At 31.7% G+C, this 25663-nt stretch carries 22 protein-coding genes and 1 pseudogene; 15 read left to right on the top strand and 8 right to left on the bottom strand.

Annotation, left to right across the window (positions count from 1 at the left end; all coding sequences use genetic code 11):
• The first annotated feature begins 182 nt into the window (after positions 1-182).
• From ACIQ66_RS03580 to ACIQ66_RS03570, 3 genes are read left to right on the top strand one after another with little or no spacing between them, the layout of a single operon-like run.
• Positions 183-2792 (top strand): LysM peptidoglycan-binding domain-containing protein, encoded by a 2610-nt coding sequence (locus ACIQ66_RS03580; protein ID WP_396211435.1) that lies wholly within the window; start codon positions 183-185, stop codon positions 2790-2792.
• A gap of 49 nt (positions 2793-2841) precedes the next feature.
• Complete coding sequence (locus ACIQ66_RS03575) at positions 2842-3846, top strand: DUF4837 family protein (RefSeq protein ID WP_396211434.1); 1005 nt, start codon at positions 2842-2844, stop codon at positions 3844-3846.
• Positions 3843-4292 carry a GNAT family N-acetyltransferase gene (locus tag ACIQ66_RS03570; RefSeq protein WP_396211433.1) on the top strand — a complete coding sequence of 150 codons (450 nt, stop codon included), beginning with the start codon at positions 3843-3845 and terminating at the stop codon, positions 4290-4292. The genes ACIQ66_RS03575 and ACIQ66_RS03570 overlap by 4 nt, the downstream gene beginning before the upstream one ends.
• On the opposite strand, the gene ACIQ66_RS03565 is transcribed toward ACIQ66_RS03570, so the two are convergent.
• From ACIQ66_RS03565 to rnpA, 3 genes are all read right to left on the bottom strand, one after another.
• Complete coding sequence (locus tag ACIQ66_RS03565) at positions 4289-5107, bottom strand: OmpA family protein (RefSeq protein ID WP_396211432.1); 819 nt, start codon at positions 5105-5107, stop codon at positions 4289-4291. The genes ACIQ66_RS03570 and ACIQ66_RS03565 overlap by 4 nt on opposite strands.
• Positions 5104-6741, bottom strand: a complete 1638-nt coding sequence (locus tag ACIQ66_RS03560; protein WP_396211431.1) for a S41 family peptidase — start codon at positions 6739-6741, stop codon at positions 5104-5106. Before ACIQ66_RS03560 ends, ACIQ66_RS03565 begins: the two co-directional genes overlap by 4 nt.
• A 67-nt stretch (positions 6742-6808) precedes the next feature.
• Entirely contained in the window at positions 6809-7192 is a 384-nt protein-coding gene (gene rnpA / locus ACIQ66_RS03555; protein WP_396211430.1) for a ribonuclease P protein component, read from the bottom strand.
• A gap of 94 nt (positions 7193-7286) precedes the next feature.
• Between rnpA and ACIQ66_RS03550 the strand changes: the two genes are divergently transcribed.
• On the top strand, positions 7287-7883 hold the full coding sequence (locus ACIQ66_RS03550) for a peroxiredoxin family protein (protein ID WP_396211429.1): 597 nt from the start codon (positions 7287-7289) through the stop codon (positions 7881-7883).
• 147 nt (positions 7884-8030) lie between these two features.
• On the opposite strand, the gene ACIQ66_RS03545 is transcribed toward ACIQ66_RS03550, so the two are convergent.
• The 5 genes from ACIQ66_RS03545 to ACIQ66_RS03525 form a co-directional block, all read right to left on the bottom strand.
• Entirely contained in the window at positions 8031-8627 is a 597-nt protein-coding gene (locus ACIQ66_RS03545; RefSeq protein ID WP_396211428.1) for a mobile mystery protein B, read from the bottom strand.
• The gene (locus tag ACIQ66_RS03540; RefSeq protein WP_396211427.1) at positions 8618-9082 is read right to left on the bottom strand and encodes a mobile mystery protein A; all 465 of its coding nucleotides are present in this window, start codon (positions 9080-9082) and stop codon (positions 8618-8620) included. The genes ACIQ66_RS03545 and ACIQ66_RS03540 overlap by 10 nt, the downstream gene beginning before the upstream one ends.
• Positions 9083-9262: 180 nt before the next feature.
• The gene (locus ACIQ66_RS03535; protein WP_396211426.1) at positions 9263-11146 is read right to left on the bottom strand and encodes a M1 family metallopeptidase; all 1884 of its coding nucleotides are present in this window, start codon (positions 11144-11146) and stop codon (positions 9263-9265) included.
• Between the two features lie 75 nt (positions 11147-11221).
• On the bottom strand, positions 11222-12817 hold the full coding sequence (locus ACIQ66_RS03530) for a S8 family peptidase (protein WP_396211425.1): 1596 nt from the start codon (positions 12815-12817) through the stop codon (positions 11222-11224).
• 68 nt (positions 12818-12885) lie between these two features.
• Positions 12886-13743, bottom strand: coding sequence for an MBL fold metallo-hydrolase (locus ACIQ66_RS03525; RefSeq protein WP_396211424.1), 858 nt, complete (start codon positions 13741-13743; stop codon positions 12886-12888).
• A gap of 167 nt (positions 13744-13910) precedes the next feature.
• On the opposite strand from ACIQ66_RS03525, the gene ACIQ66_RS03520 reads away from it, so the two are divergent.
• From ACIQ66_RS03520 to ACIQ66_RS03470, 11 genes and pseudogenes are all read left to right on the top strand, one after another.
• The gene (locus tag ACIQ66_RS03520) at positions 13911-14240 is read left to right on the top strand and encodes a HesB/IscA family protein (protein WP_396211423.1); all 330 of its coding nucleotides are present in this window, start codon (positions 13911-13913) and stop codon (positions 14238-14240) included.
• Between the two features lie 6 nt (positions 14241-14246).
• A complete protein-coding gene (gene sufB / locus ACIQ66_RS03515; protein WP_396211422.1) occupies positions 14247-15695 on the top strand; it encodes a Fe-S cluster assembly protein SufB in 1449 nt (482 codons plus the stop codon).
• A 127-nt stretch (positions 15696-15822) separates the two neighbouring features.
• Positions 15823-16572 (top strand): Fe-S cluster assembly ATPase SufC, encoded by a 750-nt coding sequence (sufC, locus tag ACIQ66_RS03510; protein ID WP_396211421.1) that lies wholly within the window; start codon positions 15823-15825, stop codon positions 16570-16572.
• Positions 16573-16654: 82 nt separating this feature from the next.
• Positions 16655-17043: pseudogene (locus tag ACIQ66_RS03505) on the top strand (four helix bundle protein).
• A gap of 46 nt (positions 17044-17089) precedes the next feature.
• Positions 17090-18406, top strand: a complete 1317-nt coding sequence (gene sufD, locus ACIQ66_RS03500; RefSeq protein WP_396211420.1) for a Fe-S cluster assembly protein SufD — start codon at positions 17090-17092, stop codon at positions 18404-18406.
• Between the two features lie 278 nt (positions 18407-18684).
• Positions 18685-19038 (top strand): arsenate reductase family protein, encoded by a 354-nt coding sequence (locus ACIQ66_RS03495; RefSeq protein ID WP_396211419.1) that lies wholly within the window; start codon positions 18685-18687, stop codon positions 19036-19038.
• On the top strand, positions 19038-19943 hold the full coding sequence (locus tag ACIQ66_RS03490) for a DMT family transporter (protein ID WP_396211418.1): 906 nt from the start codon (positions 19038-19040) through the stop codon (positions 19941-19943). The genes ACIQ66_RS03495 and ACIQ66_RS03490 overlap by 1 nt, the downstream gene beginning before the upstream one ends.
• Positions 19944-19996: 53 nt before the next feature.
• A complete protein-coding gene (locus ACIQ66_RS03485; RefSeq protein WP_396211417.1) occupies positions 19997-20857 on the top strand; it encodes a YicC/YloC family endoribonuclease in 861 nt (286 codons plus the stop codon).
• 46 nt (positions 20858-20903) lie between these two features.
• Positions 20904-21476: a guanylate kinase gene (gmk, locus tag ACIQ66_RS03480; protein WP_396211474.1), complete on the top strand. Its 573-nt coding sequence runs from the start codon at positions 20904-20906 to the stop codon at positions 21474-21476.
• Positions 21477-21550: 74 nt separating this feature from the next.
• Complete coding sequence (uvrC, locus tag ACIQ66_RS03475) at positions 21551-23344, top strand: excinuclease ABC subunit UvrC (protein ID WP_396211416.1); 1794 nt, start codon at positions 21551-21553, stop codon at positions 23342-23344.
• Positions 23345-23365: 21 nt separating this feature from the next.
• The gene (locus ACIQ66_RS03470) at positions 23366-25615 is read left to right on the top strand and encodes a patatin-like phospholipase family protein (protein WP_396211415.1); all 2250 of its coding nucleotides are present in this window, start codon (positions 23366-23368) and stop codon (positions 25613-25615) included.
• Positions 25616-25663 lie beyond the last annotated feature (48 nt).

Genomic DNA, 25663 nt, shown 5'->3' with positions numbered 1-25663 from the left:
CGTTTTATAATTATATAATTTTGAAGTAAGATTTGTATCTTTGCAGATTATATAAACGTTTGAAAACTAATAATTTGCGAAAACTTTTAAAAAAAGAGGTCTTTCGCAAACTTGTTGCATATAAAAAAATCAAGTTTTTTAATAGTCATTTTATGGCTTTTTCGGAAACAAAAACATACTAAATGAAACTAAAAAAAATCACATATTCACTACTAATACTTCTAACTGGAAGTGTTTTTGCTCAAGAAGATTCAACCATTCAATCAACAAAAATCACGTATTTAGATTCTATCAAAAAGACATTTGTTAAGTATGATATTGCTTCTAAAGTAGATAGTATGTGGGTTAAGGAGCTGAACAACAATGATTTGTACACCGATATTACCAGCGATATTGAAACAATAGACCTTAATCAAGATGTTGATTTTGAACTCCCTACAGGTTTATTAAAGGCAAGATTAGCCGAAATGGATGCTAAATCACCTTTCAATATTGAATACAATGCAGGTTTGGAAAATCTGATAAAATCGTTTTTAAAGAATCGAAGAAAATCTTTTGAACGATTGATGGGGTTGTCTGAATATTATTTTCCTCTTTTTGAAGATGCTTTTTCCAAGCAAAATATTCCTTTAGAAATCAAATATTTAGCGGTTGTTGAGTCTGCCTTAAATCCTAAAGCGGTTTCTAGAGTTGGTGCAACTGGTCTTTGGCAATTTATGTATCAAACAGGAAAAGAATACAAACTAAGTATCGATTCTTATGTTGACGAAAGAAGTGATCCATTAAAAGCTAGTGCCGCTGCCTCGCAATACATGACTAATATGTATAAAATTTTTGGCGATTGGGATTTGGTTTTAGCGGCTTATAATTCAGGTGCAGGAAATGTTTCTAAAGCTATTAGAAGATCAGGTGGACAAAAAAACTTTTGGAATATTAAAAAGTATTTACCTAAAGAAACACAAGGATATGTTCCAGCTTTTTTAGCAACTATGTACATTTATGAATACCATAAAGAACACGGAATTGTTCCAAGAAGAGCCGATGTAAAACATTTTGAAACCGATACTATTCAAATAAAACAACAATTATCGTTCAAACAAATTTCTGATTTATTAGACATTTCCGAAGCTCAATTGCAACTATTTAATCCTTCTTATAAATTAAAAGTTGTTCCTTATTACAAAGATAAAGCTCATTATTTAAGATTACCAATTGATAAAATTGCTGTTTTTACGGCTAATGAAGATAAAATTTATGCTTATGTTCAACATGAACTAAGTAAAAGAGAAAAACCTTTTACCAAAATTCAAACAGCTATTGCCGATTCTGATATAGAATCTGAAATGAGTTTTAAAAATGTTCAAAAAACTAAATTCCACAAGGTTAGACGAGGTGAAAGTTTGAGTGAAATTGCAAGTCGATATGACGTTTCAATGTCCCAAATAAAAAAATGGAATCATTTGAGAGGCAACAGCGTTTCAAGAGGAAGAAGTCTTAAAATTATTTCTTATGACCGTGTAGCTTTACGATCAAAAAAATTGCCTGAAACTAAAAATACTGATCAAGCTACAATAGAAGCGGTTGCTGAAATTCAACATCCTAAAAATGAAGAGGTTGAAAATTCAAGAGAACCCGCTAATTTTAAATGGGAAAAAGTATATGTAAACAAAGATGTTACTAAAATTCATAAAATTAAAAGAGGTGAAAACCTTGGTAAAATTGCTGACAATTACAATGTTACGGTTGCAGAGTTAAAAAAATGGAATAAGTTAAGAAGTAATACTGCGCTTGCCGGTAGAACACTTAAAATTGTTGTAATCGAAAGAGTGGCAACAAGAGTAAAAAAACCAATCAACAATTCTAATGATGAGCAAGAAGTTATTGCTACAAATACAATTAAAAAGGATGTTTCTACAAACGATACAACTTCATCTGCTAGTTTCGAAAATGTAGTTGAAAAACCTGTGAAAGCAGCAAAAGCTTTCAAGTATGAAAAAGTGATCACTTTTAAAGATGTAACTAAAAATTACAAAGTCAGAAAAGGTGATAACCTAGGTGAAATTTCAGCAAAATTTAATGTTTCTGTTGCCGATATAAAAAAATGGAACAAACTTAGAAGCACTAACGTGGTAGTTGGAAAAGAATTGAAAATAATTACTAATGAAAAAGTAGTTACAACTGTTAAAAAACCAATCAAAAACGATAGAATTGATGAGTTAGAAAAAGATACTAATTATTATACAGTTCAAAAAGGTGATAACTTATCTACAATAGCAAAAAGAAACAATGTAACGGTTGAAGAATTAAGAGAATGGAATCATTTAGATGACAATACTGTACAATTAGAAACTAAACTAAAAGTTGCTGATATTGCTCATAATAATGAAGATTCTGACGAAGAAACAACAACTAAAAGCGAAGTTAGAAATGTTGAGTACACTGTTCAAAGAGGTGACTTTTTAGGAAGTATTGCCAAAAAACATGGTGTTGCAATCTCCGATTTGAAAGAATGGAACAACATAAGTGATAATACAGTTGTTGCTGGCGAAAAATTGGTTGTTGGTAAAAAACTAATTTTAGATAAAAACCAGAAAAATGTTGTTGCCGAAAAACAAACAAAAAACAATAAAGCAACAGCTCAAAAAGAACAAGTTTATCATGTAAAAAGAGGCGATTCACTTTTTAGTATTGCCAAAAAATATCCTGGAATATCCGTTTCAGATTTAAAAAAATGGAATGGCATTCGCGGAAATGACTTAAAACCAGGAATGAAATTGAAAATTACCGGATAATTTGAAAATAGTAACTAAATTTAGGGCTTTATTCATTAGTAAATTAAAAATGAAGAAAGCCCTTTTTTTTATCGTCTTTTTTTTAGTTTTTTTATCTTCTTGTGATAAAAAAAGTAAACTTCCATCAACTTCTGGAAAAATAAATACTATTTCGGTAATTATTGATGATAAATTATGGGATGGCGAAATTGGCGATAGTATCCGAAACAAGTTTGCCGCCCCTGTTATTGGTTTGCCTCAAGAAGAACCATTATTCAATATCAATCAATATCCCGTTAAACTTCTAGAAGGATTTATGAATAATTGTCGCAATATAATTGTGATAAAAAAAGAAGCCAAAAATCAGTTTGTTATCAAAGAAAACGAATTTGCCAAACCTCAAATTGTCTATTATGTTTCAGGTAAAAATTCGATTGCTATTTTAGATTTAATCGAGAAAAATGCAACTGAGATTATTTCTAAAATCAGAAAATCAGAAATTCAAGAAAACCAGCGTATAATTGACACTTTGTTATTTGATTTTAGCAAACTTGAAAAACATTTTAATATCAATTTAAAAATTCCAAAAGAGTTCAAATATGCTTCTAAAAAAGACAAATTTGTTTGGTTAAAAAAAGAAATTACCAGCGGAAACACAAGTTTATTAATTTACCAATTGCCATTGTCGGTCATCGAAACTAAACCCAATGTTATTGATGACATTATAAAAATTAGAGATTCAATAGGAAATTTATATATCCATGGAACTTCTCGAAGAACTAAAATGATTACCGAAGCAGCTTATGCACCTTATCTTTCTTACACGGTTTTAGACAAACGTTATGCATATGAAACCAAAGGAACATGGGAAATGGAAAATGATTTTATGTCAGGACCATTTATTAATTATAGCATTGTCGATAAACCCAACAAACGTATTTTAGTGGTTGAAGGATTTTGTTATGCGCCATCAAAAGAAAAACGAGATTTGATGTTTGAACTCGAAGCAATTATCAAAACAATCAAGTTTATTAAATTTTCTAACACAATATCTAAAAAACAATATAAAAAATGAATCCAAAATGGAAAATAAAGTCATTTGAAGCACTTTCTGTTGTTGAACTATATTCTCTGTTGCAATTGCGCTCAGAAGTGTTTGTAGTCGAACAAAATTGCGTTTATCAAGATATTGATGGTAAAGACGTAAAAGCGCTTCATTTGTTTGGAGAATATGAAGGCGAAATTGTGGCTTATGCAAGACTTTTTAAACCCAAAGATTATTTCGAAAATGCCTCAATAGGTAGAGTGGTAGTTTCTCAAAAGTGCCGCGACAAAAAATGGGGTTATGACTTAATGATACAAGCCATAAAAGCAATTCATGAGCATTATAACGAAACTAAAATTACTATTTCGGCACAATTATACCTTCAAAAATTCTACGAAAGCTTAGGATTTGTAAAAACTAGCGAGGTCTATTTAGAAGATGATATTGAGCATATTGAGATGAAAAAAGAAGCCTAACTCTTTGTAATCACCAACTCAACGCGTCTATCATATTCTGGGCCTTTACCTAGCGGAACAGTGTTGCCATAACCTTTGAAAGTCATTCTCTTTTTGTCAATTTTCTTAAAAGCTAAATATTTATAAACCGCTTCCGAACGATTTATAGAAAGTTGCCTTTTTTTGGTATCTCTATCTATCGCTTCTTTTTGATAAGCCGGCACACAACATACATGACCTTGTATTTCGAATTGTAGCGTCTTATATTTTAGCAACAATTTTGCAATTTTGTCTAATTCAGTTTTTGCTTTTAGTGTTAGTTTGCTACTACCTCTATCAAACAAAAGATTTTCGAGATAAATGTGATCGCCAATCACGTGTTTTTTCTGAATGGTTTTATAATAACCTGGTATTTCAATTTTTGGTAATGGTTTTAAGTTCAAAACAACATCAACACGACGATTTTTAGAACGTTTTTCAGGTAAATTTTCAACAATATCATCATCAATAAGAATTCGCCCTTTTCCTTCAATGGTAACGATAATTTTATTGGTAATTCCGTTTTCAAGTAGCTTTTGCTGAATCGTATTGGCTCTATTGGATGAAAGTTTATAATTGTAAGCCTCTTTTCCAATATCATCTGTGTAACCATATATCTGAATAGCTTCTATTCTGGTTGAATCGGTTTTTTTGATAAAATCTACAACCGTTTTTGTTTGAACTTCGTCAAGATTATATTTGTCAAATTCAAAATAGACTGATTGTACAACTTCTTCTTGTGCAAAGAGAATTCCGCTAAATAAAAGCGATAAAATCTTTAATGATTTAGTAATCATAACTTTAATATTTTAGCATACTCAGAAGGATTATTTAAAATTTCTAAGGCTTTTTTAATTTCCGAATTATTTTGAGTGTAATATTGGTATAAACCTTCTTTATACTGGTATCGTTTAATTATTTCCTCCAAAATTAATTTTTTTATTTCTTTCTGATTAATATTTAGCTGACTTTCTTCACTTTTTTTAACAGCAGCTACTAATTGTTCGTATTCAACCGTAATTGAAGCATCAATTTTTTCTTTTTTGGCAGCTTCTAATGTTTTTTTTAATGAAATCTCTGTTTGTGTTTCAAATGAAATTTTTTCTTTTTTCAAAAATGCTTTAAAATCAGCGAAATCACTATCAGTAATATTTGGAATTTTGTTTCCTAAAGTTGGATTTTTATAGTAATATGTTGTAACATAATTAAATATAGCTTCTTTCTTGTTCAAAGCATCTACAATTGGGCTGGTTTTAGTTTCTTCCATCTCAATATCTGGCTGAACACCACCTCCATCATAAACAGTTCTTCCTTTTCTGGTTTTAAAAGCATTGTATTTGGAAGCATCTGTTTTAATTGCTTTTCCTTCAGCATCTTTATGTGTATAATCTAACGCTTGAATACATCTTCCTGATGGCGTGTAATATCTCGAAATAGTAACTTTTACTTGTGTTCCATAAGTCAATTCAACTGGTCGCTGAACTAAACCTTTTCCAAAACTACGACTTCCAATTACAACCGCTCTATCTAAATCTTGTAGAGCTCCCGAAACAATTTCCGATGCAGAAGCACTTCGACCATTGATTAAAATTACCAATGGAATGCTTAAATCAAAAGGTTCTTTGGAAGTTTTGTATGTGTTTGTGTGTTTTTCGCTTTTTGATTTTGTAGTAACAATCACTTCGTTTTTTGGCACAAACAGATTGCAAACATTGATAGCTTCTGTCAATAATCCACCTGGATTTCCTCTTAAATCTAAAATGATTTTTTGGGCACCATCTGCTTTAAGTTTTTCAAGAGCTGATTTGGTTTCACTAGTTGTTTTTTTGTTAAAAGCCGTTAGAACAATATAACCTGTTTTATCATCAACTTTTCCATAAAAAGGAACGGCATTTATATCAACTTCATCTCTTGTAATTTGGGTTGTGTATTCTTTACCTTGTCTTATGTATTTAACTTCTATTTTGGTGTTTTTTGCACCTTTTAAAAGTTGTGAAGCATCGTCTTTAAAGTCGCTAATCATCACATCGCCAATTTGAATGATTTCATCTCCAGCTTTAAGTCCGGCTTTGTCGGCAGGCATGTCTTTGTAGGCTTCTTTTACAATAAGTTTGGTTTCAACTCGAGTAATCATTGCACCAATTCCGGTGTATTCTCCAGTATTGTTTATTTTAAATTTTACAACATCAGCTTCGTTGAAAAAGTTGGTATAAGGATCCAAATCGGCAAGCATACTCTTGATTGCTTTATCCATCAAATCACCTGGATTTATTTCATCTACATAGTTTTTGTCTAATTCTTTAAAAACCATTGTGAATATTTCTATTTGCTTGGCAACTTCAAAGAAATTTTCTTTAAAACTAACTCCAACAAACAAAAAACCAGTAGCTATTGCTGGCAAAACATATCTTTTTTTGAACTTTAAACTCATTTCGGTTTGATAAATAATTAACTAAATTACAAATATAATTGCAAAAACTATACCTTAAAACATAACTCTAACTATTTGCCTTGTTTATTTCGGCAATAAACTTAGTAAAAAGTTGAACCGTTTTTTCATTGATTTCTTGGTAAGAAAGACGGTCTTTGGTTTGGTAAAAAAACATGATGGCGTAGTTTTCGTCTAAATTTTCAATAAGCAAATGCTTGTTCAATCGGTAACATTCGCGCAAAACTCGCTTGAAATAATTTCGGTCAACCGCATTTTTGAAATACTTTTTAGAAACCGAAACGCCCAATTTTAGTTTCTCTTTTTCTTCTAAAATATTTTTTACATAAACCAATCGTAAAGGATATTTAGATACCGATTTTCCATCAGAAAAAAGCAAGTCAATGGTTTTTTGACTTTTCAGTTTTTCGGTTTTTGGGTAGGTAAAGTTCATTTGCGATTAGAGTATTATTTGCAAAGATAAAGTTAAATGTACTTTCAATAGGTTTTAAATCATCTATTTTTGATGTTATTCTAATTTTCTTACAATGAAACATTTTATAAAAATAATTGGTGTTGTAATAGCTTTTTCATTTCAATTTGCAACAGCGCAAAGAATAAATGTTAATGATAAGGCACCAACTTTTACTGCTATCGATGTTAGCGGAACTAAAATTGATTTAGAAAAATACAAAGGCAAAAAAGTGTTTCTAGCTTTTTTTAGATACGCAAGTTGTCCTGTTTGTAATTTTAGAATGCATGACATTTTAGAAAATTATGACCAAATAAAAGCAAGTGGTTATGAGATAATAGCTGTATATGAATCGACAAATGAAACACTTAATAAATTTTTGAAAGATGAAAATGTTCCGTTTCCAATTATTGGAGATTCTGAATTGGTTTTGTATAAAAAATACCGTGTTGAAAAATCTTTTTGGCGAACAATAAGTTCTATTTTTGATAAAAAAGTAACTAGCAACAAAACCAAAGGAAAAGAACTATTTAAAGGCAAAAAACTAAAAAAAGATGGAAACTTAACTAGAATTCCAGCCGATTTTTTGATAGATGAAAGCGGAATAATCACAACCGCATATTACGGAACAGATATTGGCGATCACTTACCTTTTGAGCAAATTATAAAGTAAATTAGTTGTTTTCAAAAACGTTATTTTCTTTTTTCATATCTGCCATTAAACCACTTTCGTCGATAGTAATTTTCTTGATGTTATTTTTGTTTTTATTGATATAAAAAATTAATACTTATTGACATTATCTAACCAGGATATTTTTAATTATAATCTTGCAAATTCAATCAATGGAACATAGTTTGAATTGTCCGCTACTTTTAATGCTTTAATATACTTTTCACGATTTTCGTTAGCTTTAATCAAATTACTACTTCCCCAACTAAAATAGTTTTCATTGAATAATTTTGTAATAATTAAATCAGCCATTAATCTTGAATGTCTTCCGTTTCCATTTGGAAAACAATGAATACAAACAATTCTATGTTTAAATCGAATTGCTATTTCTTCATTGGAATAGGTTTTATTATTATACCAATATAAAGCATCATCTAACAATTGTTTTAGTTCTGTAGTTATTAAATAATATTTTACACCAATATTTTTTTCAGATTTTCTATAATTTCCTGCCCATTTCCAAACATCATTATACATTTTTTTATGCAAATTAGTTATGAACTTTTCAGAAAATAATTCTTCGGGTTTAACCTTTAAACGAATAGTCCATTCGATAGCTTTCTCAATATTTAATTGCTCAAATTCGTCTAATTCTCCACGTGTAGAAATAGAGGGAATTTTTAACCCCTCTATTTCCTCTTCACTTAATGCCGTTTGTCCTGTTATATATTCTATAGTTAATCCCATAAATACTTTGGCATCTCATATTTTATTTCTTCGGTCTTTTGTTTAATTGCTTTTTCAATTCTTTCTTTAGAATTTTGTTGGTCTTCCAAAGTCATAGTTACGTGAGTTCGACCAACAATTTGCTTTGCAATTTCTTGAGCACGCAATTCAATCATTTCTTCAATTGAGCCTTTGTTTGGAACAAACCCATAAACAAACCGCATGTCTAAAGCCAAAGCAATCTCTTTTAAGGCGTTTATCGTAATTGTTCCGTTTGCCTCTCTTTTTTCCATTTCAGCGATTCCTTGCGGACTAACATTTAATCTATTTCCCAATTGCTGTAATGACATTTTTATAACTGTCCTTATCGATTTAACCCAACCAACAGAAGGTAAAACAACTTCTGCTACTACCTTAAAACAAGAAAGTTTTGCGTCTAATTGTTCAATCAGCAATAATCTTTTACTATTTTTCATAAAAAACATATTTTTGAAATTAGCATCAAATATAAACATATATGTTTAATAAAATTATTTTTTAAATATATATGCGTAAAAACTGTATTTTATATCAACATATAGCTTTAAAATATAGTAAAAAAATCAAGTAATAGATTTAAAAAATGAGCCAGGAACAGACTGTAAATTGAAGTAAGTCTATTTGTTTTCAAAAACGTTATTTTCTTTTTTCACATCTGCCATTAAATCACTTTCGTCGATAGTAATTTTCTTGATGTTATTTTTGTTTTTATTAATTTCAAAAAAATAATTTGGATTTCCCCAAGCCCAATCTTTTAAGGTTGTTCTTTTGATTTCAGGTGTTGGATTTTCTTTTTCAAAACTCATCATTCTCAACGGAATATAGAAGGTTTCTTTTGTGCCATCAGTATATTCAACCAAAACATCTATTGGCATTGGCATTCTTCCTATTCTTTCTAACGAAACATCTGTTTTCTGAACGCCATCTGTTGCGTTTTCTACTTTTTTAATGCCGTAATCTATGGTGTTAGTGGTTTGTGTCCAATCTACCAAATACCAATCTAGATTTGCGCCAGAAACGCGCTCAGCAGTCCGTTTAATGTCATTTGGTGTTGGATGTTTAAATTTGAATTCGTTGTAAAAACGTTTGATTGTTTTTTCAAGATTTTTGCGCCCAATTAAATATTCTAATTGTGTCAAAAACAATTCGCCTTTAATATAAGAAGCAACGCTATAGCTTTTATTTTCGTCATACCTATCGGCATGAGTTGTAAGTGGTTGTTCTTTTCCAGATTCAACTAATTTAGTATATGCTTCATATGAACCAAAAATTGGATTTTTTTCTTTCTTATCCGATAATTCATAAAGTGCTGTGTCTTCAATAAATGTAGTAAAACCTTCGTCCATCCAACCGTGTTTACTTTCGTTACTTGCAAGAACGTGTTGGAACCAAGAATGTCCCATTTCGTGAGCTATTACGCCAATTAATCCTTCGTATGAACCGTTGCCTAATATTAATGTACACATTGCATATTCCATTCCACCATCACCACCTTGAATAATAGAATATTGTTCATAAGGATATTTACCTACAAAAGAGTTGTAAAATTTCATTAAATCAACAGTTTTTTGTTGTGCTGTTTTCCAATTTTCGATGATGATTGGATTATTTTTATAAAGAAAATGAAGTGTTGTTCCAAAATCTGTTTTAACAACATCATGAACATAATCTTTATCTGCAGCCCAAGTAAAATCGTGAACCATTGGCGCTTTGAAATGCCAAGTTAATGTTTTTTGCTTTTTAGGAATGACAACTTTTATGTCTTCTTTTTGATAATTATATCCAATTTCATTAGGGTTTTGAAGATAACCTGTTCCACCTAAAATATAATTTTTGTCTATAGTAATTTTTACATCAAAGTTTCCCCAAACACCATGAAATTCTCTAGAAACATAAGCATCTGCATGCCAACCTTCAAAATCAAATTCTGCTATTTTTGGATACCATTGACTCATGGATAAAGCAACTTCTTCTTTGTTATTTCTCCCTGAACGACGTATTTGAACTGGAACTTGTCCTTCAAAATCTAAAGTGAACAAAGTAGATTTTCCAGGTAAAAGAGGTTGATTTAAATTTACTTCAAGAATGGTTTCTATTTCTTTTGAAGTGGCAGCAATCCCATCTTGCTTAAAATTTGAAACATGTAAATAACCAATTTCGTTAGGTTTTAAATTAGCAATTCTACTTTGTTTTTCTTTAGCATCTTTTTTCAACTTGGTAAACATTCTTACATCAGGGTCTTTAATAGATTGTAATCGCATATCCATTTCGCTTCCCGGTTGAAAGGCATTGTTGAATAAATGATAGAAAACGCGGCGTAATGTATCGTTTGAATTATTTGTGTAAACAAGTTCTTGTTTTCCTTTGTATTGATAAGTTTTTACATCCATCTCTACTTCCATTTTATAGTCAACTTTCTGTTGCCAGTAAGAACTTTTTTGAGAAAAGCCAATAGTTGTTATACTAAAAAGTGTAATCGATAAAAAAAGCTTTTTTTTCATTTTTATATAAAAAAGAAAGCCACGAATTCACAAATGAAAAATTCGGGAATTCGCGACTTAAATTGATCCTATGAATTATTTTTTTGACATTTTTTCAGCCATCAATAATGCGTTGTATGCATTTACTATTTTACCCGAAGTACACGTGTTAGAAAACAGCATTGATTCTTTAGCCTCGCCTACGCTAACAGAACTGTTTATTGGAGTTCCTGAATCCATTATGATTTTTTTAACTTGTGATGCGGTCAAATTTGGATAAAAAGAACGAACCAAAGCAGCTACACCCGCAGCATTAGGAGATGCCATTGATGTTCCCTGAAGGTATTTGTATTGATTGTTGGGAATGGTCGCATAAATTTCATTACCAGGCGAGAATATATCCACATTCATTTTTCCAAAGTTTGAAAAAGAGGCTATCATATTAGTGCCGTATTCTTTGTTTAAAGCTCCAATTGATAGGAAATTGTCTGCAATTTCTTTGCCATCAACTTCATCTGATGGAAAGTTAGGTTCTTTATCAATATTTTTAGCATCATTGCCGGCTGCATGAACAATTAGAACATCTTTACTAGCTGCATATTTTATGGCGTCCCATACCCATTCTTTTTGAGGAGAATAATCTTTTCCAAAACTTCCATTGATAACTTTAGCACCATTATCTACTGCATAACGAATAGCCAATGCAATATCTTTATCATATTCATCACCATTTGGCACGGCACGAACCGCCATAATCTCAATATTGTTTGCGACAACACCATCGCCACCTTTACTATTTCCTTTTAGTTGAGCAATGATTCCAGCAACGTGAGTTCCGTGAAGAGCATCATCTATATTGGGACCTTTTACATTACCGTTACCGTAATTTTTGTCATTGATATCATTAGGATTATCGCCAACTAATTTTCTTCCATCATGGTTTACATTCAAATTGAAGTTTAATTGCTTATATACATACTCGATATACTCTTTTATTTCATCTTGAAAACCTTCTCCAGCTTGAGTTGCAACGCTTGTCATAATAGCTTTACTTTTTAACAAATCTGCATCGGTTGTTGTTATTGCTTTTAAGTCGGCAATTGTGTATTTGTCTTTTTTAAGATAAGTTCTAATGTCTTTATCAGCCTTAGCAAGCATATCAACAGTTGGTTTTTGCTGATTCATTTCAGCTAATTTTGCCTCTAATTCCGCTTTTGCTTCTGAATAAAGGGGAGTGTTCGGACCACTTTTAACAATTCTTGTTAGCTCTAAATTTTCATCATTAGATTCTCCTAAAAAATTCCAACCATTAATATCATCAACATAGCCGTTGTTATCGTCATCTTTTTTATTTCCAGCGATTTCTTTTGGGTTTTTCCAGATTCTTCCTTTTAAATCTTCGTGATCAATATCAATACCAGAATCTATAACACCAACGATAACTTTAGTTCCTTTTTTCCCTTTTAAAAGTTCTTTGTAAGCTTTATCAACACTCATTCCTGGAATGGTGTCTTTTACTAAGTCTAAGTGACTCCAGCGTTTTAAATCTTCTTCTTTAACAGGAGTTGTTTTTAAATAAGTTTTGTCAATATTAGCAGGATTTGTTCCAACCATTGGTGCCAAAGCTGGAGAACAACCAGAAAGAATTAGTGCTGCAAAAGCAGAAACATAAATAGGATTTGTAAATTTCATTTTTGTAAATTTTATATAAAATTGGTCTAAAAGTATTTTTTTTGTTACAAATAATAGGCAGATTAACACTATTTTAAGATTTCTTCACATTTAAAAACGTTTTTCATTCGAACACCTTTTTCTGTTTTCTCTACAGTGATGATTTCGTTATGTGCATCATGTTCAAGAAATAAATAAAAATTATTTTCGGCACAATTTTCTAAAAACTTAGATTTCTCGGGCATTGTTAAAAGTGGTCGAGTATCATAACCCATAACATAAGGCAAAGGTAAATGACCTGCTGTTGGAATTAAATCGGCACAAAAAACAATTGTTTTATCTTCATATTGAATGTGTGGAATCATCATTTTTTCAGTATGTCCGTCAACGTAAAAAACATCAAATCCTAATTCGCAAATTCCAAAATCAGAATCGGGTCTTTTTATGAAATTTAACTGTCCGCTTTCTTGCATTGGTAAGATGTTTTCTAAAAGAAAAGAAGCTTTTTCTCTTTCATTTGGGTTGGTCGCCCATTCCCAATGGTTTTCATTGGTCCAAAATTTAGCGTTTTTGAATGCTATTTCGTAACCAGTTTTATCTTTATTCCAATTGACACTTCCACCGCAATGGTCAAAATGCAGATGCGACATAAAAACATCGGTCACTTCATCACGATGAAAACCATATTTAGCCAATGATTTATCTATAGAATGACTTCCCCAAAGCGAATAATAACTAAAAAATTTATCAGATTGTTTGTTGCCCATTCCGGTATCAATCAGAATTAAACGATTTCCATCTTCAATTAAAAGACAACGAGCTGCAATGTCAATAAGATTGTTTTCGTCTGCCGGATTGGTTTTATTCCAGATAGTTTTTGGTACAACGCCAAACATGGCGCCACCATCAAGTTTGAAATTTCCAGCTTCTATAGGGTAAAGTTTCATGACTTTTATTTTTAAAAAACGTTGCAATTTACTAAATAGGTTGGTTTGAATAACGTTAAAATCAATTTTTTCTATATAGTCATTCGTTATAAAAATGTTATCACTTGTTGAAAAAATAGATAATTGTAGTAACTTTGTGCTTTATTTAGACAAAATCAAAATAAGCTATGATTAAAGTTTCAGATGATGCAAGTAAAAAAATCGTTGCAATGATGCATGAAGACGGTTTTGATGCTGCTAAAGATTACGTTCGAGTAGGCGTAAAAAGTGGTGGTTGTTCGGGTTTGTCATATGAATTAAAATTTGACAAAGAATTAGGCGAAAACGACAAAGTTTTTGAAGATAATAATGTAAAAATAGCCGTTGAGAAAAAATCATTCTTGTATTTAGCAGGAACGATTTTAGAATTTTCTGGTGGCTTGAACGGAAAAGGATTTGTATTTAATAATCCTAATGCAAGTAGAACTTGTGGTTGCGGCGAATCATTTTCGTTATAAAAAAATATGGCAAAATATACTGAAGACGACTTAAAAGTCGAATTAGAAAATAAAGAATACGAATACGGATTCTATACCGAATTAGATTCGGAAACTTTCCCAATTGGGTTAAACGAAGATATTGTTCGTGCCATTTCTAAAAAGAAAGAGGAACCACAATGGATGACTGATTGGCGTATTGAAGCGTTTCGTGCATGGCAAGAAATGGCAGAACCAGAATGGGCGAATGTGCATTATGAAAAACCCGATTTTCAAGCAATTTCATACTATTCAGCACCCAAAAAAGCTGATCCGAATAAAACACTTGACGATGTTGACCCTGAGCTTTTGGCAATGTACAAAAAGTTGGGGATTTCAGTAGATGAGCAAAAAATGATGAACAATGTCGCTATGGATATTGTGGTTGATTCGGTTTCGGTAGCAACCACTTTCAAGAAAACATTGGCTGAAAAAGGTATTATTTTCATGAGTATTTCTGAAGCAATTCGTGAATATCCAGAACTAGTTCAGAAGTATTTAGGAACTGTTGTTCCACAAAGAGATAATTTTTATGCTGCTTTAAATTCGGCAGTTTTCTCAGATGGAAGTTTTTGTTATATTCCAAAAGGCGTTCGTTGTCCAATGGAATTGTCAACCTATTTCCGAATCAATCAAGCTGGAACAGGTCAATTTGAAAGAACACTTCTTATTGCTGACGAAGGCAGTTATGTTTCTTACTTAGAAGGTTGTACTGCTCCAAGTCGTGATGAAAACCAATTGCACGCTGCTGTTGTAGAATTAATTGCACTAGATGATGCTGAAATTAAATATTCAACAGTTCAAAACTGGTATCCCGGAAATAAAGAAGGAAAAGGCGGTGTTTTTAACTTCGTAACCAAAAGAGGAATTTGTGAAAAAAACGCAAAAATATCTTGGACGCAAGTAGAAACAGGTTCTGCCGTTACTTGGAAATATCCATCGGTGGTTTTAAAAGGAGATAATTCAATTGGTGAATTTTATTCCATTGCCGTAACCAATAATTTCCAGCAAGCCGATACCGGAACTAAAATGGTGCATTTAGGAAAAAACACTAAATCAACTATTATTTCTAAAGGAATTTCGGCAGGAAAATCGCAAAACAGTTATAGAGGTTTAGTTAGAATTAGTGCAAATGCAGACAATGCTAGAAACTTTTCACAATGCGATTCCCTTTTAATGGGAAATAATTGTGGCGCGCATACTTTTCCGTACATCGAAAGTAAAAATTCAAGTGCAAAAATCGAACACGAAGCAACAACTTCTAAAATCGGTGAAGACCAAGTTTTCTATTGCAATCAAAGAGGAATTCCAACTGAAAAGGCTATTGCGTTAATCGTAAACGGTTTCAGTAAAGAGGTTTTAAATAAATTACCAATGGAATTTGCTGTAGAAGCACAAAAATTATTGGAAATTTCGTTAGAAGGTTCAGTAGGATAGTTTTGTTTCAGGTTTCAAGTTATACCTGAACTTAAAAACAATTAGAATATAATTTAAAATTAATTTAATATAAACGTTTCAAGAACAACATTTTATAAACTTGAAACTTTAAACCTGAAACTAAAAGATGTTACAGATAAAAAACTTACACGCTTCAGTAGAAGACAAAGAGATATTAAAAGGAATTAATCTTGAGATAAAAGCAGGAGAAGTTCATGCGATTATGGGACCAAATGGTTCTGGTAAAAGTACACTTTCAGCAGTAATTGCTGGGAATGAAAATTACGAGGTAACCGATGGGACAGTTGAATTAAATGGTGAAGATTTAGCAGAATTAGCACCTGAAGAAAGAGCACATAAAGGTGTTTTCTTATCGTTTCAATATCCAGTAGAAATTCCAGGAGTTTCTGTTACAAATTTTATCAAAACGGCTATCAACGAGAAGAGAAAAGCTAACGGACAAGAAGAAATGCCAGCCAACGAAATGTTAAAGTTAATTCGTGAGAAATCTGAATTATTGGAAATGGATAGAAAATTCTTGTCACGTTCATTAAACGAAGGTTTTTCGGGTGGAGAGAAAAAGCGTAATGAAATTTTCCAAATGGCAATGTTAGAACCAAAAATAGCCATTCTAGACGAAACCGATTCAGGTCTTGATATTGATGCACTTCGTATAGTTGCTAATGGAGTAAATAAATTGAAAAACGAAAATAACGCTGTGTTAGTTATCACGCACTACCAACGTTTGTTAGATTATATCATTCCGGATTTCGTTCACGTTTTGATGGATGGAAAAATCGTAAAATCAGGCGGAAAAGAATTGGCTTACGAGCTTGAGGAAAAAGGATACGATTGGATAAAGTCAGAACTTGTTTAAAGATTTGTTTCAAGTTTAAGGTTTCAATTTGCGCTACACAGAAACTGAAACTAAAATAACTTGAAACCTGAAACTATAAATTATGGCGACAATAGCAAAGTTTGAAGATTTAGAAATTTGGCAAGAAGCAAGAAAACTCGCAAAAGAAATTTATTTAATTTCAAAAGATACGGATTTAAAAACTGATTATAGATTTAAAGATCAAATTAAAGCATCTTCAGGTTCTGTTATGGATAAATTGCAGAAGGATTTGAAAGAGATGGAAATATTGAGTTTCGTCAATTTCTCTCAATTGCAAAAGGTTCGGCAGGAGAATCAAGATCACAAATTTATAGACTTTTCGATTACGAATATATTTTAGAAGAACAGTTTTTGGATTTGAAAAATAAGTATGAAAATTTAAGCGGAAAGATTAAAAACTTTATCACTTATCAAAATAAAAAAGACTTCAAGGGGAACAAATTCCAATAACTTGAAACTTTAAACAAAAAAACCCTGAAACAAAAACAGGAAAAAAATGGATTTAAAAGAAAAATTAGTATCGTCTTTCATGGCTTTCGAAGAGCAAATTGACGTTCAATCAGAACTTCACGACTTGCGAACTTCGGCTATCAAAAACTTTGAAAATAAAGGTTTCCCAACCAAAAAAGAGGAAGCATGGAAATATACTTCGTTGAACGCCGTCTTAAAAAATGACTTCACCGTTTTTCCAAAACACGAAAATGCGATTGAATTTGCTGAGGTTAAAAAGTACTTTTTGCACGAAATCGACACCTATAAAGTGATATTTGTTGACGGAAAATTTACGTCGTTTTTATCATCAACAACTCACGATGGATTGGATGTTTGCTTAATGTCATCGGCATTGACAAAACCAAAATACAAATTGGTTATCGATGAGTATTTCAACAAAATTGCTAGCAAAGACGAGAGTTTAACAACATTAAATACTGCTTTTGCAAACGAAGGTGCCTACATTAATGTTCCAAAAAACAAGGTTGTAGAAAAACCAATCGAAATCATTTATTTTTCTACAGGAGTAGAAAATGCATTGATGACACAACCACGAAATTTAGTAGTTATTGGCGAAAATGCGCACGTTCAAATTATTGAAAGACATCAATCTTTGAATGAAAACCCAGTATTGACCAATGCGGTTACAGAGATTTTTGCTCAAAAACGTGCCATTGTAGATTATTATAAAATACAAAATGATTTGCTATCGGCAAACCTAATTGATAATACCTATATTTCTCAAAAACAGGAGAGTAGAGTTTCGGTCCACACGTTTTCTTTTGGTGGAAACATTACTAGAAACAACTTAAATTTCTATCATTTTGGAGAAAGAATCGATTCTACTTTAAAAGGAATTACGATTATTGGCGATAAGCAACATGTTGATCATTACACACTTGTAAATCACGCAACACCAAATTGTGAAAGCCATCAAAACTATAAAACGATTTTAGCAGACAGTTCAACAGGAGTTTTCAACGGAAAAATTTACGTAGAAAAAGAAGCACAAAAAACGGATGCTTTTCAGCAAAACAATAACATTCTAATTGGTGATAAAGCTACAATCAATGCTAAGCCACAATTAGAAATTTTTGCCGATGATGTAAAATGTTCTCACGGTTGCACCATTGGTCAATTAGACGAAAGTGCTATGTTTTACATGCAACAACGCGGAATTCCAAAGAAAGAAGCTAAAGCTTTGTTGATGTATGCGTTTTCAAATAGTGTAATAGAAAGCATCAAAATACCAGAATTGAAACAACGAATTACTAAGATTATTGCCAATAAATTGGGTGTTAATTTAGGGTTTGATTTATGATTTTAACCACTAAGACACAAAGAATTCACAAAGAGCGCAAAGGTTAAAAAACATTGCGCTCTTTTTTTATTTTATATAAACTTCTTTCTATTCATAATCATTCCCAAATGAAGTTCTGTTTTGGTTTGCGCAACATTTGAAAGTAATAACTTTCTAAAACTTTAAATAAATTTGGCGGCTGGTTTCCAAAACCTTAAATAATGATTCCATAGCTTAAATTTTTATCAAAAACACAGATTATAAGTTTGAAATGAATTTTCTTTGCAAAAACAATTCTTATGGCAAACAAAATATACTACTTAGCTTCCTGCGATACGTGTAGAAAAATTATAAAATCGCTTCCAAATACGGATAAATTAGAATTCCAAGACATTCGACAAAACCCAATAACCGAACAACAATTGGACGGAATGTATCAATTATCGGGCAGTTACGAAGCTATGTTCAGCCGAAAAGCGCAACTATACAAATCGATGGATTTGAAAAGTAAAAACTTGACCGAAGCTGATTATAAAAACTATATTTTAGAACATTACACGTTTTTAAGTCGCCCCGTTTTTATTATTGATGGTAAAATTTACATAGGTAACAGCCAAAAAAATATTGCAGAAGTAATTAAAGCATTGAGTTAATGTCAAAAAGAAATTGGGCATTACTAGCCGCTACTTTAGTGTCAATTATTTATGGCGTAACCTTTACAATTGCCAAAGATGTAATGCCAAAATATGTTGAACCATTTGGTTTTATAACCATGCGAGTTGGTGGTTCGATGTTGCTATTTTGGTTGGTTTCGTTTTTTGGGAGATTGTTTCGTTTCTCTCACAATGACAAAGTTGAATTAGAAGATTTTCCTCGAATAGTAGCAGCTGCATTTTTTGGCGTGGCTTTGAATATGCTGACTTTTTTCAAAGGGTTGAGCTATACTTCGCCTATCATGGGCGCCGTTTTAATGGTTACAACACCAATGATTGTATTGATTCTTTCCGCAATAATCATGAAAGAACGAATGCAAAAACGTAAAATCTTCGGAATACTATTGGGTTTAACCGGAACCATAACACTCATTCTTTACGGAAAATCGATGGTTAACGCTCCCAATGCAACTTTGGGAAATCTACTCGTTTTTATAAACGCAGTTTCGTATGGTTTTTATCTAATAATTGTAAAAAAATTAATGGATAAATACAACGCTTTCACTTTTGTAAAATGGATTTATACATTTGGTTTCTTGATGGTTTTGCCTTTTGGTTGGAACGAATTTCAAGCTGTAGATTTTGCTAATTTACCAACAGATATTTTCTGGAAAATTAGTTTTGTAGTGATTTTTTCCACGTTTTTAACCTATTTACTCAACTTGGTTTCTATGCGTGAATTAAAGCCAACAACCGTAGCCGTATTTATCTATTTACAACCGCTTTTTGCTACTATTTTTGCCGTAAGTTTAGGAAAAGACGATTTGAGTTTAGTCAAATTACTTTCGGCAGTTTTGATATTTACAGGTGTTTATTTGGTAACACAGAAAAAACCTAATACCTAACAACTACCAACTACAACCTTTTTCATATATTTGAAGTCAATTAAAAGAACAGAATGATACAATCCATGACGGGTTTTGGGAAAGCTTCTTTGCAATTACCTACCAAAAAAATTACAGTTGAAATCAAATCGCTTAATAGTAAAGGTTTAGATCTGAATACCAGAATGCCATCGGTTTACCGCGAAATGGAATTGGGTTTACGCAACCAATTATCACAACGATTAGAACGTGGAAAAATTGACTTTTCACTCTATATTGAAGTTACTGGTGAAGAAACTTCATCTAAAATTAATGTGCCAATTGTAAAAGGGTATATCAATCAGATGAAAGCCGTAATTCCAAATGCAGACGAAACCGAATTGATGAAAATGGCAGTAAAAATGCCTGATGCGCTAAAAACTGAACGCGACGAAATAGACGAAAACGAATGGAAAGAAATTCAAAAAGTCATTGATGAAGCGTTAGAAAACATGGCACAATTCAGAAAAGACGAAGGCGCTTCTTTAGAAAAAGAATTTCAATTGCGAATTGCCAACATTCTTTCATTAATGAATGATGCCGTTTCATACGATGCCGAAAGAGTTGAAACCGTAAAAACCCGTTTAAGAACCGCTTTAGATGAACTAAAAGCTAATGTTGATGAGAATCGTTTTGAGCAAGAATTGATTTTTTATCTTGAAAAATACGACATTACCGAAGAAAAAGTACGTCTTGAAAATCACCTAAATTATTTCAAAGAAACCCTTGCTGGAAGCGAAGCCAACGGAAGAAAATTAGGTTTCATAACACAAGAAATGGGAAGAGAAATCAATACAATGGGTTCTAAATCAAATCATTCTGAAATGCAGAAATTGGTTGTGATGATGAAAGACGAATTGGAGAAAATTAAGGAACAAGTGCTTAATGTTCTATAAAGGAAATAGAGAAAAGAATAAAGAGAATAGACAACACAACAACACAATGCAAAAAGGAAAACTACTCGTATTCTCAGCGCCATCTGGTTCGGGAAAAACAACTATAGTACGACATTTATTAGCACAAGACGATTTGAATTTGGAGTTTTCAATTTCGGCTGCAACTCGTGATCCTCGCGGAGAAGAAGTCAATGGAAAAGATTACTATTTTATGTCAATTGCTGATTTCAAAAAACACATCAAAGCTGAAGATTTTGTAGAATGGGAAGAAGTCTATCGCGACAATTTTTACGGAACTTTAAAAAGCGAAGTCGAGCGTATTTGGGCAAAAGGAAAAAACGTGATTTTTGACATTGATGTTGCTGGCGGATTGCGAATTAAATCAAAATTTCCACAAGAAACATTAGCCGTTTTTGTAAAACCACCAAGTGTTGACGAACTAAAACGCCGTCTAAAAGAACGTTCAACCGAAAGCGATGAAAAAATCAATATGCGAATTGCCAAAGCGCATGTTGAACTAGCAACCGCACCACAATTTGACAAAATCATCAAAAACTACGATTTAGACATTGCCAAAGAAGAAGCGTATCAGTTGGTGAAAGAATTCGTATCTTTATAATTCTTCCGTATTATTTTTGGCAAAAATTAATTGCAATATTTCAAAAATAAAAAATAGTTAATCTGCAATAATAAATGTTAGCTCCATCTTTAGAACTTCAAATACAAACGCTTCCCGATAATCCCGGAGTCTATCAGTATTACGATAAAGAAGATAAAATTCTTTATGTTGGAAAAGCCAAAAATCTTAAAAAAAGAGTTTCATCTTACTTCAATAAAGTTCATGATAACGGAAAAACTAATGTGTTAGTTCGCAAAATTGTAACTATAAAACATATTGTCGTTTCGTCAGAGCAAGATGCACTTTTGTTGGAAAATAATTTAATAAAAAAGCTCCAACCGCGATACAATGTCTTATTGCGTGACGACAAAACTTATCCATGGATTTGCATCAAAAAAGAACCTTTTTCTCGCATATTTCCAACACGTAGAATGATAAAAGACGGTTCTGAATATTTTGGACCTTATACTAATTTCAAAACGGTAAATACGATTTTGGATTTAGTAAAAGAGTTGTATCCATTGCGAACTTGTAACTTTGATTTAGCATCGCAAAATATCGATAAAGGCAAATTTAAAGTGTGTTTAGAATTTCATATTGGAAATTGCAAAGGTGGATGTGAAGGTTATGAAACAGCTGAACATTATCAAATTCAAGTTAATGCCATTCGTGAAATATTGAAAGGAAATTTCAAAGAAAGCTTGAAAGATTTCAAATCTAAAATGTACGAATTTGCTTCCAATATGCAATTTGAAGAAGCACAAAAAGTCAAAGAAAAAATCGAAGTTCTCGAAAATTATCAATCGCGTTCTACTGTTTTAAATCCAAAAATTTCCAATATTGATGTTTTCTCTATTGTTTCCGATGAAACCATGGCGTATGTAAATTTTTTACAAATTGCACACGGAGCCATTATTCGTTCGTACACATTGGAGTTAAAGAAAAAATTAGACGAAACCGACGAAGAACTTTTAGAGTTAGCAGTTGTTGAACTTCGGGAGCGTTTTCATTTGACTTCCAAAGAAATTGTTTTACCATTTGCATTAAATTTAGGTGAAACTATAAAAGTTACCGTTCCACAACTTGGTGACAAAAAACATATTTTAGAATTATCGGAAAGAAATGCTAAATATTACCGATTAGACCAATTAAAACAAATTCAAATAGTCGACCCAGAACGCCATTCGAATCGAATTATGGCACAAATGCAAAAAGATTTACGCCTTTCTGAAGAGCCACGACATATAGAATGTTTTGACAATTCCAATATTCAAGGAACCAATCCGGTTGCAGCTTGCGTGGTTTTTAAAGACGGAAAACCATCTAAAAAAGAGTACAGACATTTTAATATAAAAACCGTAGAAGGACCAAACGATTTTGCTTCTATGGAAGAAGTCGTTTACCGAAGATACAAACGATTATTAGATGAAAATCACCCATTACCACAACTAATAATCATCGACGGTGGAAAAGGACAACTTTCATCAGCCTTAAAAAGCATCGACGATTTAGGATTGCGTGGAAAAATTGCCATCATTGGAATTGCAAAACGTCTTGAAGAACTTTTTTATCCAGGTGATTCGGTCCCATTATATCTTGATAAAAAATCGGAAACGCTCAAAGTAATTCAGTTTTTACGAAACGAAGCACACCGATTTGGAATCACATTTCACCGTGATAAACGAAGCAAATCGGCATTAAATTCTTCCATAGAAAGTATCCCAGGAATTGGCGAAAAGACTATGCTCACGTTAATAAAACACTTTAAAAGTGTTAAAAGATTGAAATTAGCCACAGAAAAAGAAATTTCTGATGTGGTTGGTACATCAAAAGCCAAAAAAATTTCCGACTTTTACAAAAAAGAATAAGTTTTTCAAATTTTGAGAATAATGATAAATCAAAAATTTAAATCAGAAATAATTTTGAGAAGGGTTTACACACTCGCTCTTTTTTCTTTTTTCTTTTTTCTTTTTTCTACAAATTGCTATTCTCAGGAAACCATTCCAAGAAAAAAAATTGGACTAGTTTTAAGCGGTGGCGGCGCTAAAGGTTTTGCTCATATCGGAGTTTTAAAAGTTTTAGAAACCGCAGGAATAAAAATAGATTATATTGGTGGAACTAGCATGGGGGCTGTCGTTGGCGGATTATATGCTTCGGGTTACAACGCAACTCAAATAGATTCTATTTTTAAAAAAATAAAATTTGACGAACTTCTTCAAGATTATAACCCAAGAACTTCCAAAAGTTTCTATGAAAAAAGAAATGACGAAATATATGCCATTTCATTACCTTTTAACAAATTTAGTTTGGGAATTCCTGTAGCATTATCTAAAGGATTATATAATTATAATGTTCTAAACCAACTAACAAATAAAGTAAGGCATGTAAGAGATTTTAGCAAATTACCAATTCCTTTTTTATGCATTGCAACCGATATTGAAACGGGCGCAGGAGTAATTTTAGACAAAGGTTATTTGCCGCAAGCTATGTTGGCTAGTTCTGCTTTTCCAACACTTTTTTCACCAGTAGAAATTGATGGAAGATTACTTATTGATGGCGGAGTTACAAATAATTATCCTGTTGACGAGGTCAGAAAAATGGGTGCAGATATTATTATTGGTGTTGATGTTCAAGACGATCTAAAAGACAGAAATTCTCTAAGAGACGCCACCAGAATATTAGTTCAAATATCTAATTTACAGATGGTTGAAAGCATTAAAGAGAAGATAAGCAAAACAGATATTTATATAAAACCAGATATTTCTGGTTACAATGTAATCTCATTTGACGATAGAAGAGATATTGTTAAAAAAGGCGAAGAAGCTTCTTTTACAGTGTATGAAAAGTTATTACCACTTGGAAATAAAGAAACGTATAAACTTCAATCTTTAAAAAATGTAAACGATAGTATCCAAATAAATAGAATTAGTTTTTCAAATTTAAATAACTTCACAAGAGCTTATGTTTTAGGTAAACTTGGATTTAAACAGCCATCAAAAGTAAGTTACACGGATTTAAAAAATGGAATAAACAAGTTAAACGCTACACAAAACTTTAGTTCTATAAGTTATAATTTAAACGAATTAGACAATGGTGATGATTTAAATTTAACATTAACAGAAAGTAAAAACAAAACATTTTTAAAATTTGGCTTACATTATGATGATTTATACAAAAGTGCCATTTTGGTAAATCTAACGCAGAAAAAATCAATATTTAGAAATGATGTACTTTCTTTAGACTTAGTGCTTGGCGATAATTTTAGATATAATTTAGATTATTATGTGGACAATGGTTTTTACTTTAGTTTCGGATTCAAGTCTAGATTAAACCAATTTAACCGAAATGTCTCAACCGATTATAGCAACGGAAGCCTATTTACATCACTTGATATTACGTCCTTAAATGTAGATTTTCTCGATATAAATAATCAGGCTTATGTTCAAACTGTTTTTTCTCAAAAATTTCTAATTGGCGCTGGAATTGAATGGAAACACTTGCGAATAAGATCAAAAACGCTTAACAATTCAGCATCTGTATTTGAAAACAGCGATTATGGAAGCGCATTTAGTTACATAACTTACGATTCATTTGACAATAAATATTTTCCTAGAAAAGGATTGAATTTTAATGGAACTTTTCAAACCTATCTTTTTTCAAATAATTATTACAATCAGTTTAACCGATTTTCAACTGTAAAAGGTGAATTGGGAATTGCTGGAAAATTATACACAAAAACTACTTTAAAAGTCCAATCGTCCATAGGATTAGCTATTGGCGAAGAAAGTGTCTCCTATTTAGATTTTGTTTTTGGTGGTTATGGTTACAACACCATTAATAATTTTAATCATTTTTATGGGTATGACTTTATATCGTTGGCAGCAGATAGTTTTGTAAAAACTGCCGCTACTATTGATTATGAAATTTTCAAAAAAAATCATTTGAATTTTTCGGCAAATTTTGCAATTATTGAAGATGCTCTTTTTGAAAAAGTAGATTGGATTGATAGAAAAAAACAATCAGGATATGCTGTTGGTTACGGACTAGAAACCATTATCGGTCCAATTGAATTTAAATATTCGTGGTCGCCAGATAACCCAAGACCTTTTGCTTGGTTGAGCGCTGGTTTTTGGTTTTAAACCTATAATTTTTCTATTTTCGTAAAATTATTAAACAAAAAAAGTATA

It is taken from the genome of Flavobacterium sp., from assembly GCF_044377315.1.
Classification (GTDB): domain Bacteria; phylum Bacteroidota; class Bacteroidia; order Flavobacteriales; family Flavobacteriaceae; genus Flavobacterium.
Note: the sequence above shows the minus strand (reverse complement) of the source record. Positions and strands in the feature narration are given on the sequence as shown.

What these genes read in the sequence shown, in the direction of transcription:
- ACIQ66_RS03580 (WP_396211435.1), top strand. Translation starts at nt 183, where the DNA reads ATGAAACTAAAAAAAATCACATATTCACTACTAATACTTCTAACTGGA.
- ACIQ66_RS03565 (WP_396211432.1), bottom strand. Translation starts at nt 5,107, where the DNA reads ATGATTACTAAATCATTAAAGATTTTATCGCTTTTATTTAGCGGAATT.
- ACIQ66_RS03520 (WP_396211423.1), top strand. Translation starts at nt 13,911, where the DNA reads ATGATTAAAGTTTCAGATGATGCAAGTAAAAAAATCGTTGCAATGATG.
- ACIQ66_RS03545 (WP_396211428.1), bottom strand. Translation starts at nt 8,627, where the DNA reads ATGGGATTAACTATAGAATATATAACAGGACAAACGGCATTAAGTGAA.
- sufC (WP_396211421.1), top strand. Translation starts at nt 15,823, where the DNA reads ATGTTACAGATAAAAAACTTACACGCTTCAGTAGAAGACAAAGAGATA.
- sufB (WP_396211422.1), top strand. Translation starts at nt 14,247, where the DNA reads ATGGCAAAATATACTGAAGACGACTTAAAAGTCGAATTAGAAAATAAA.
- ACIQ66_RS03525 (WP_396211424.1), bottom strand. Translation starts at nt 13,743, where the DNA reads ATGAAACTTTACCCTATAGAAGCTGGAAATTTCAAACTTGATGGTGGC.
- ACIQ66_RS03575 (WP_396211434.1), top strand. Translation starts at nt 2,842, where the DNA reads ATGAAGAAAGCCCTTTTTTTTATCGTCTTTTTTTTAGTTTTTTTATCT.
- sufD (WP_396211420.1), top strand. Translation starts at nt 17,090, where the DNA reads ATGGATTTAAAAGAAAAATTAGTATCGTCTTTCATGGCTTTCGAAGAG.
- ACIQ66_RS03535 (WP_396211426.1), bottom strand. Translation starts at nt 11,146, where the DNA reads ATGAAAAAAAAGCTTTTTTTATCGATTACACTTTTTAGTATAACAACT.
- ACIQ66_RS03560 (WP_396211431.1), bottom strand. Translation starts at nt 6,741, where the DNA reads ATGAGTTTAAAGTTCAAAAAAAGATATGTTTTGCCAGCAATAGCTACT.
- ACIQ66_RS03490 (WP_396211418.1), top strand. Translation starts at nt 19,038, where the DNA reads ATGTCAAAAAGAAATTGGGCATTACTAGCCGCTACTTTAGTGTCAATT.
- uvrC (WP_396211416.1), top strand. Translation starts at nt 21,551, where the DNA reads ATGTTAGCTCCATCTTTAGAACTTCAAATACAAACGCTTCCCGATAAT.
- ACIQ66_RS03550 (WP_396211429.1), top strand. Translation starts at nt 7,287, where the DNA reads ATGAAACATTTTATAAAAATAATTGGTGTTGTAATAGCTTTTTCATTT.
- ACIQ66_RS03540 (WP_396211427.1), bottom strand. Translation starts at nt 9,082, where the DNA reads ATGAAAAATAGTAAAAGATTATTGCTGATTGAACAATTAGACGCAAAA.
- ACIQ66_RS03470 (WP_396211415.1), top strand. Translation starts at nt 23,366, where the DNA reads ATGATAAATCAAAAATTTAAATCAGAAATAATTTTGAGAAGGGTTTAC.
- ACIQ66_RS03570 (WP_396211433.1), top strand. Translation starts at nt 3,843, where the DNA reads ATGAATCCAAAATGGAAAATAAAGTCATTTGAAGCACTTTCTGTTGTT.
- ACIQ66_RS03530 (WP_396211425.1), bottom strand. Translation starts at nt 12,817, where the DNA reads ATGAAATTTACAAATCCTATTTATGTTTCTGCTTTTGCAGCACTAATT.
- ACIQ66_RS03495 (WP_396211419.1), top strand. Translation starts at nt 18,685, where the DNA reads ATGGCAAACAAAATATACTACTTAGCTTCCTGCGATACGTGTAGAAAA.
- gmk (WP_396211474.1), top strand. Translation starts at nt 20,904, where the DNA reads ATGCAAAAAGGAAAACTACTCGTATTCTCAGCGCCATCTGGTTCGGGA.
- ACIQ66_RS03485 (WP_396211417.1), top strand. Translation starts at nt 19,997, where the DNA reads ATGATACAATCCATGACGGGTTTTGGGAAAGCTTCTTTGCAATTACCT.
- rnpA (WP_396211430.1), bottom strand. Translation starts at nt 7,192, where the DNA reads ATGAACTTTACCTACCCAAAAACCGAAAAACTGAAAAGTCAAAAAACC.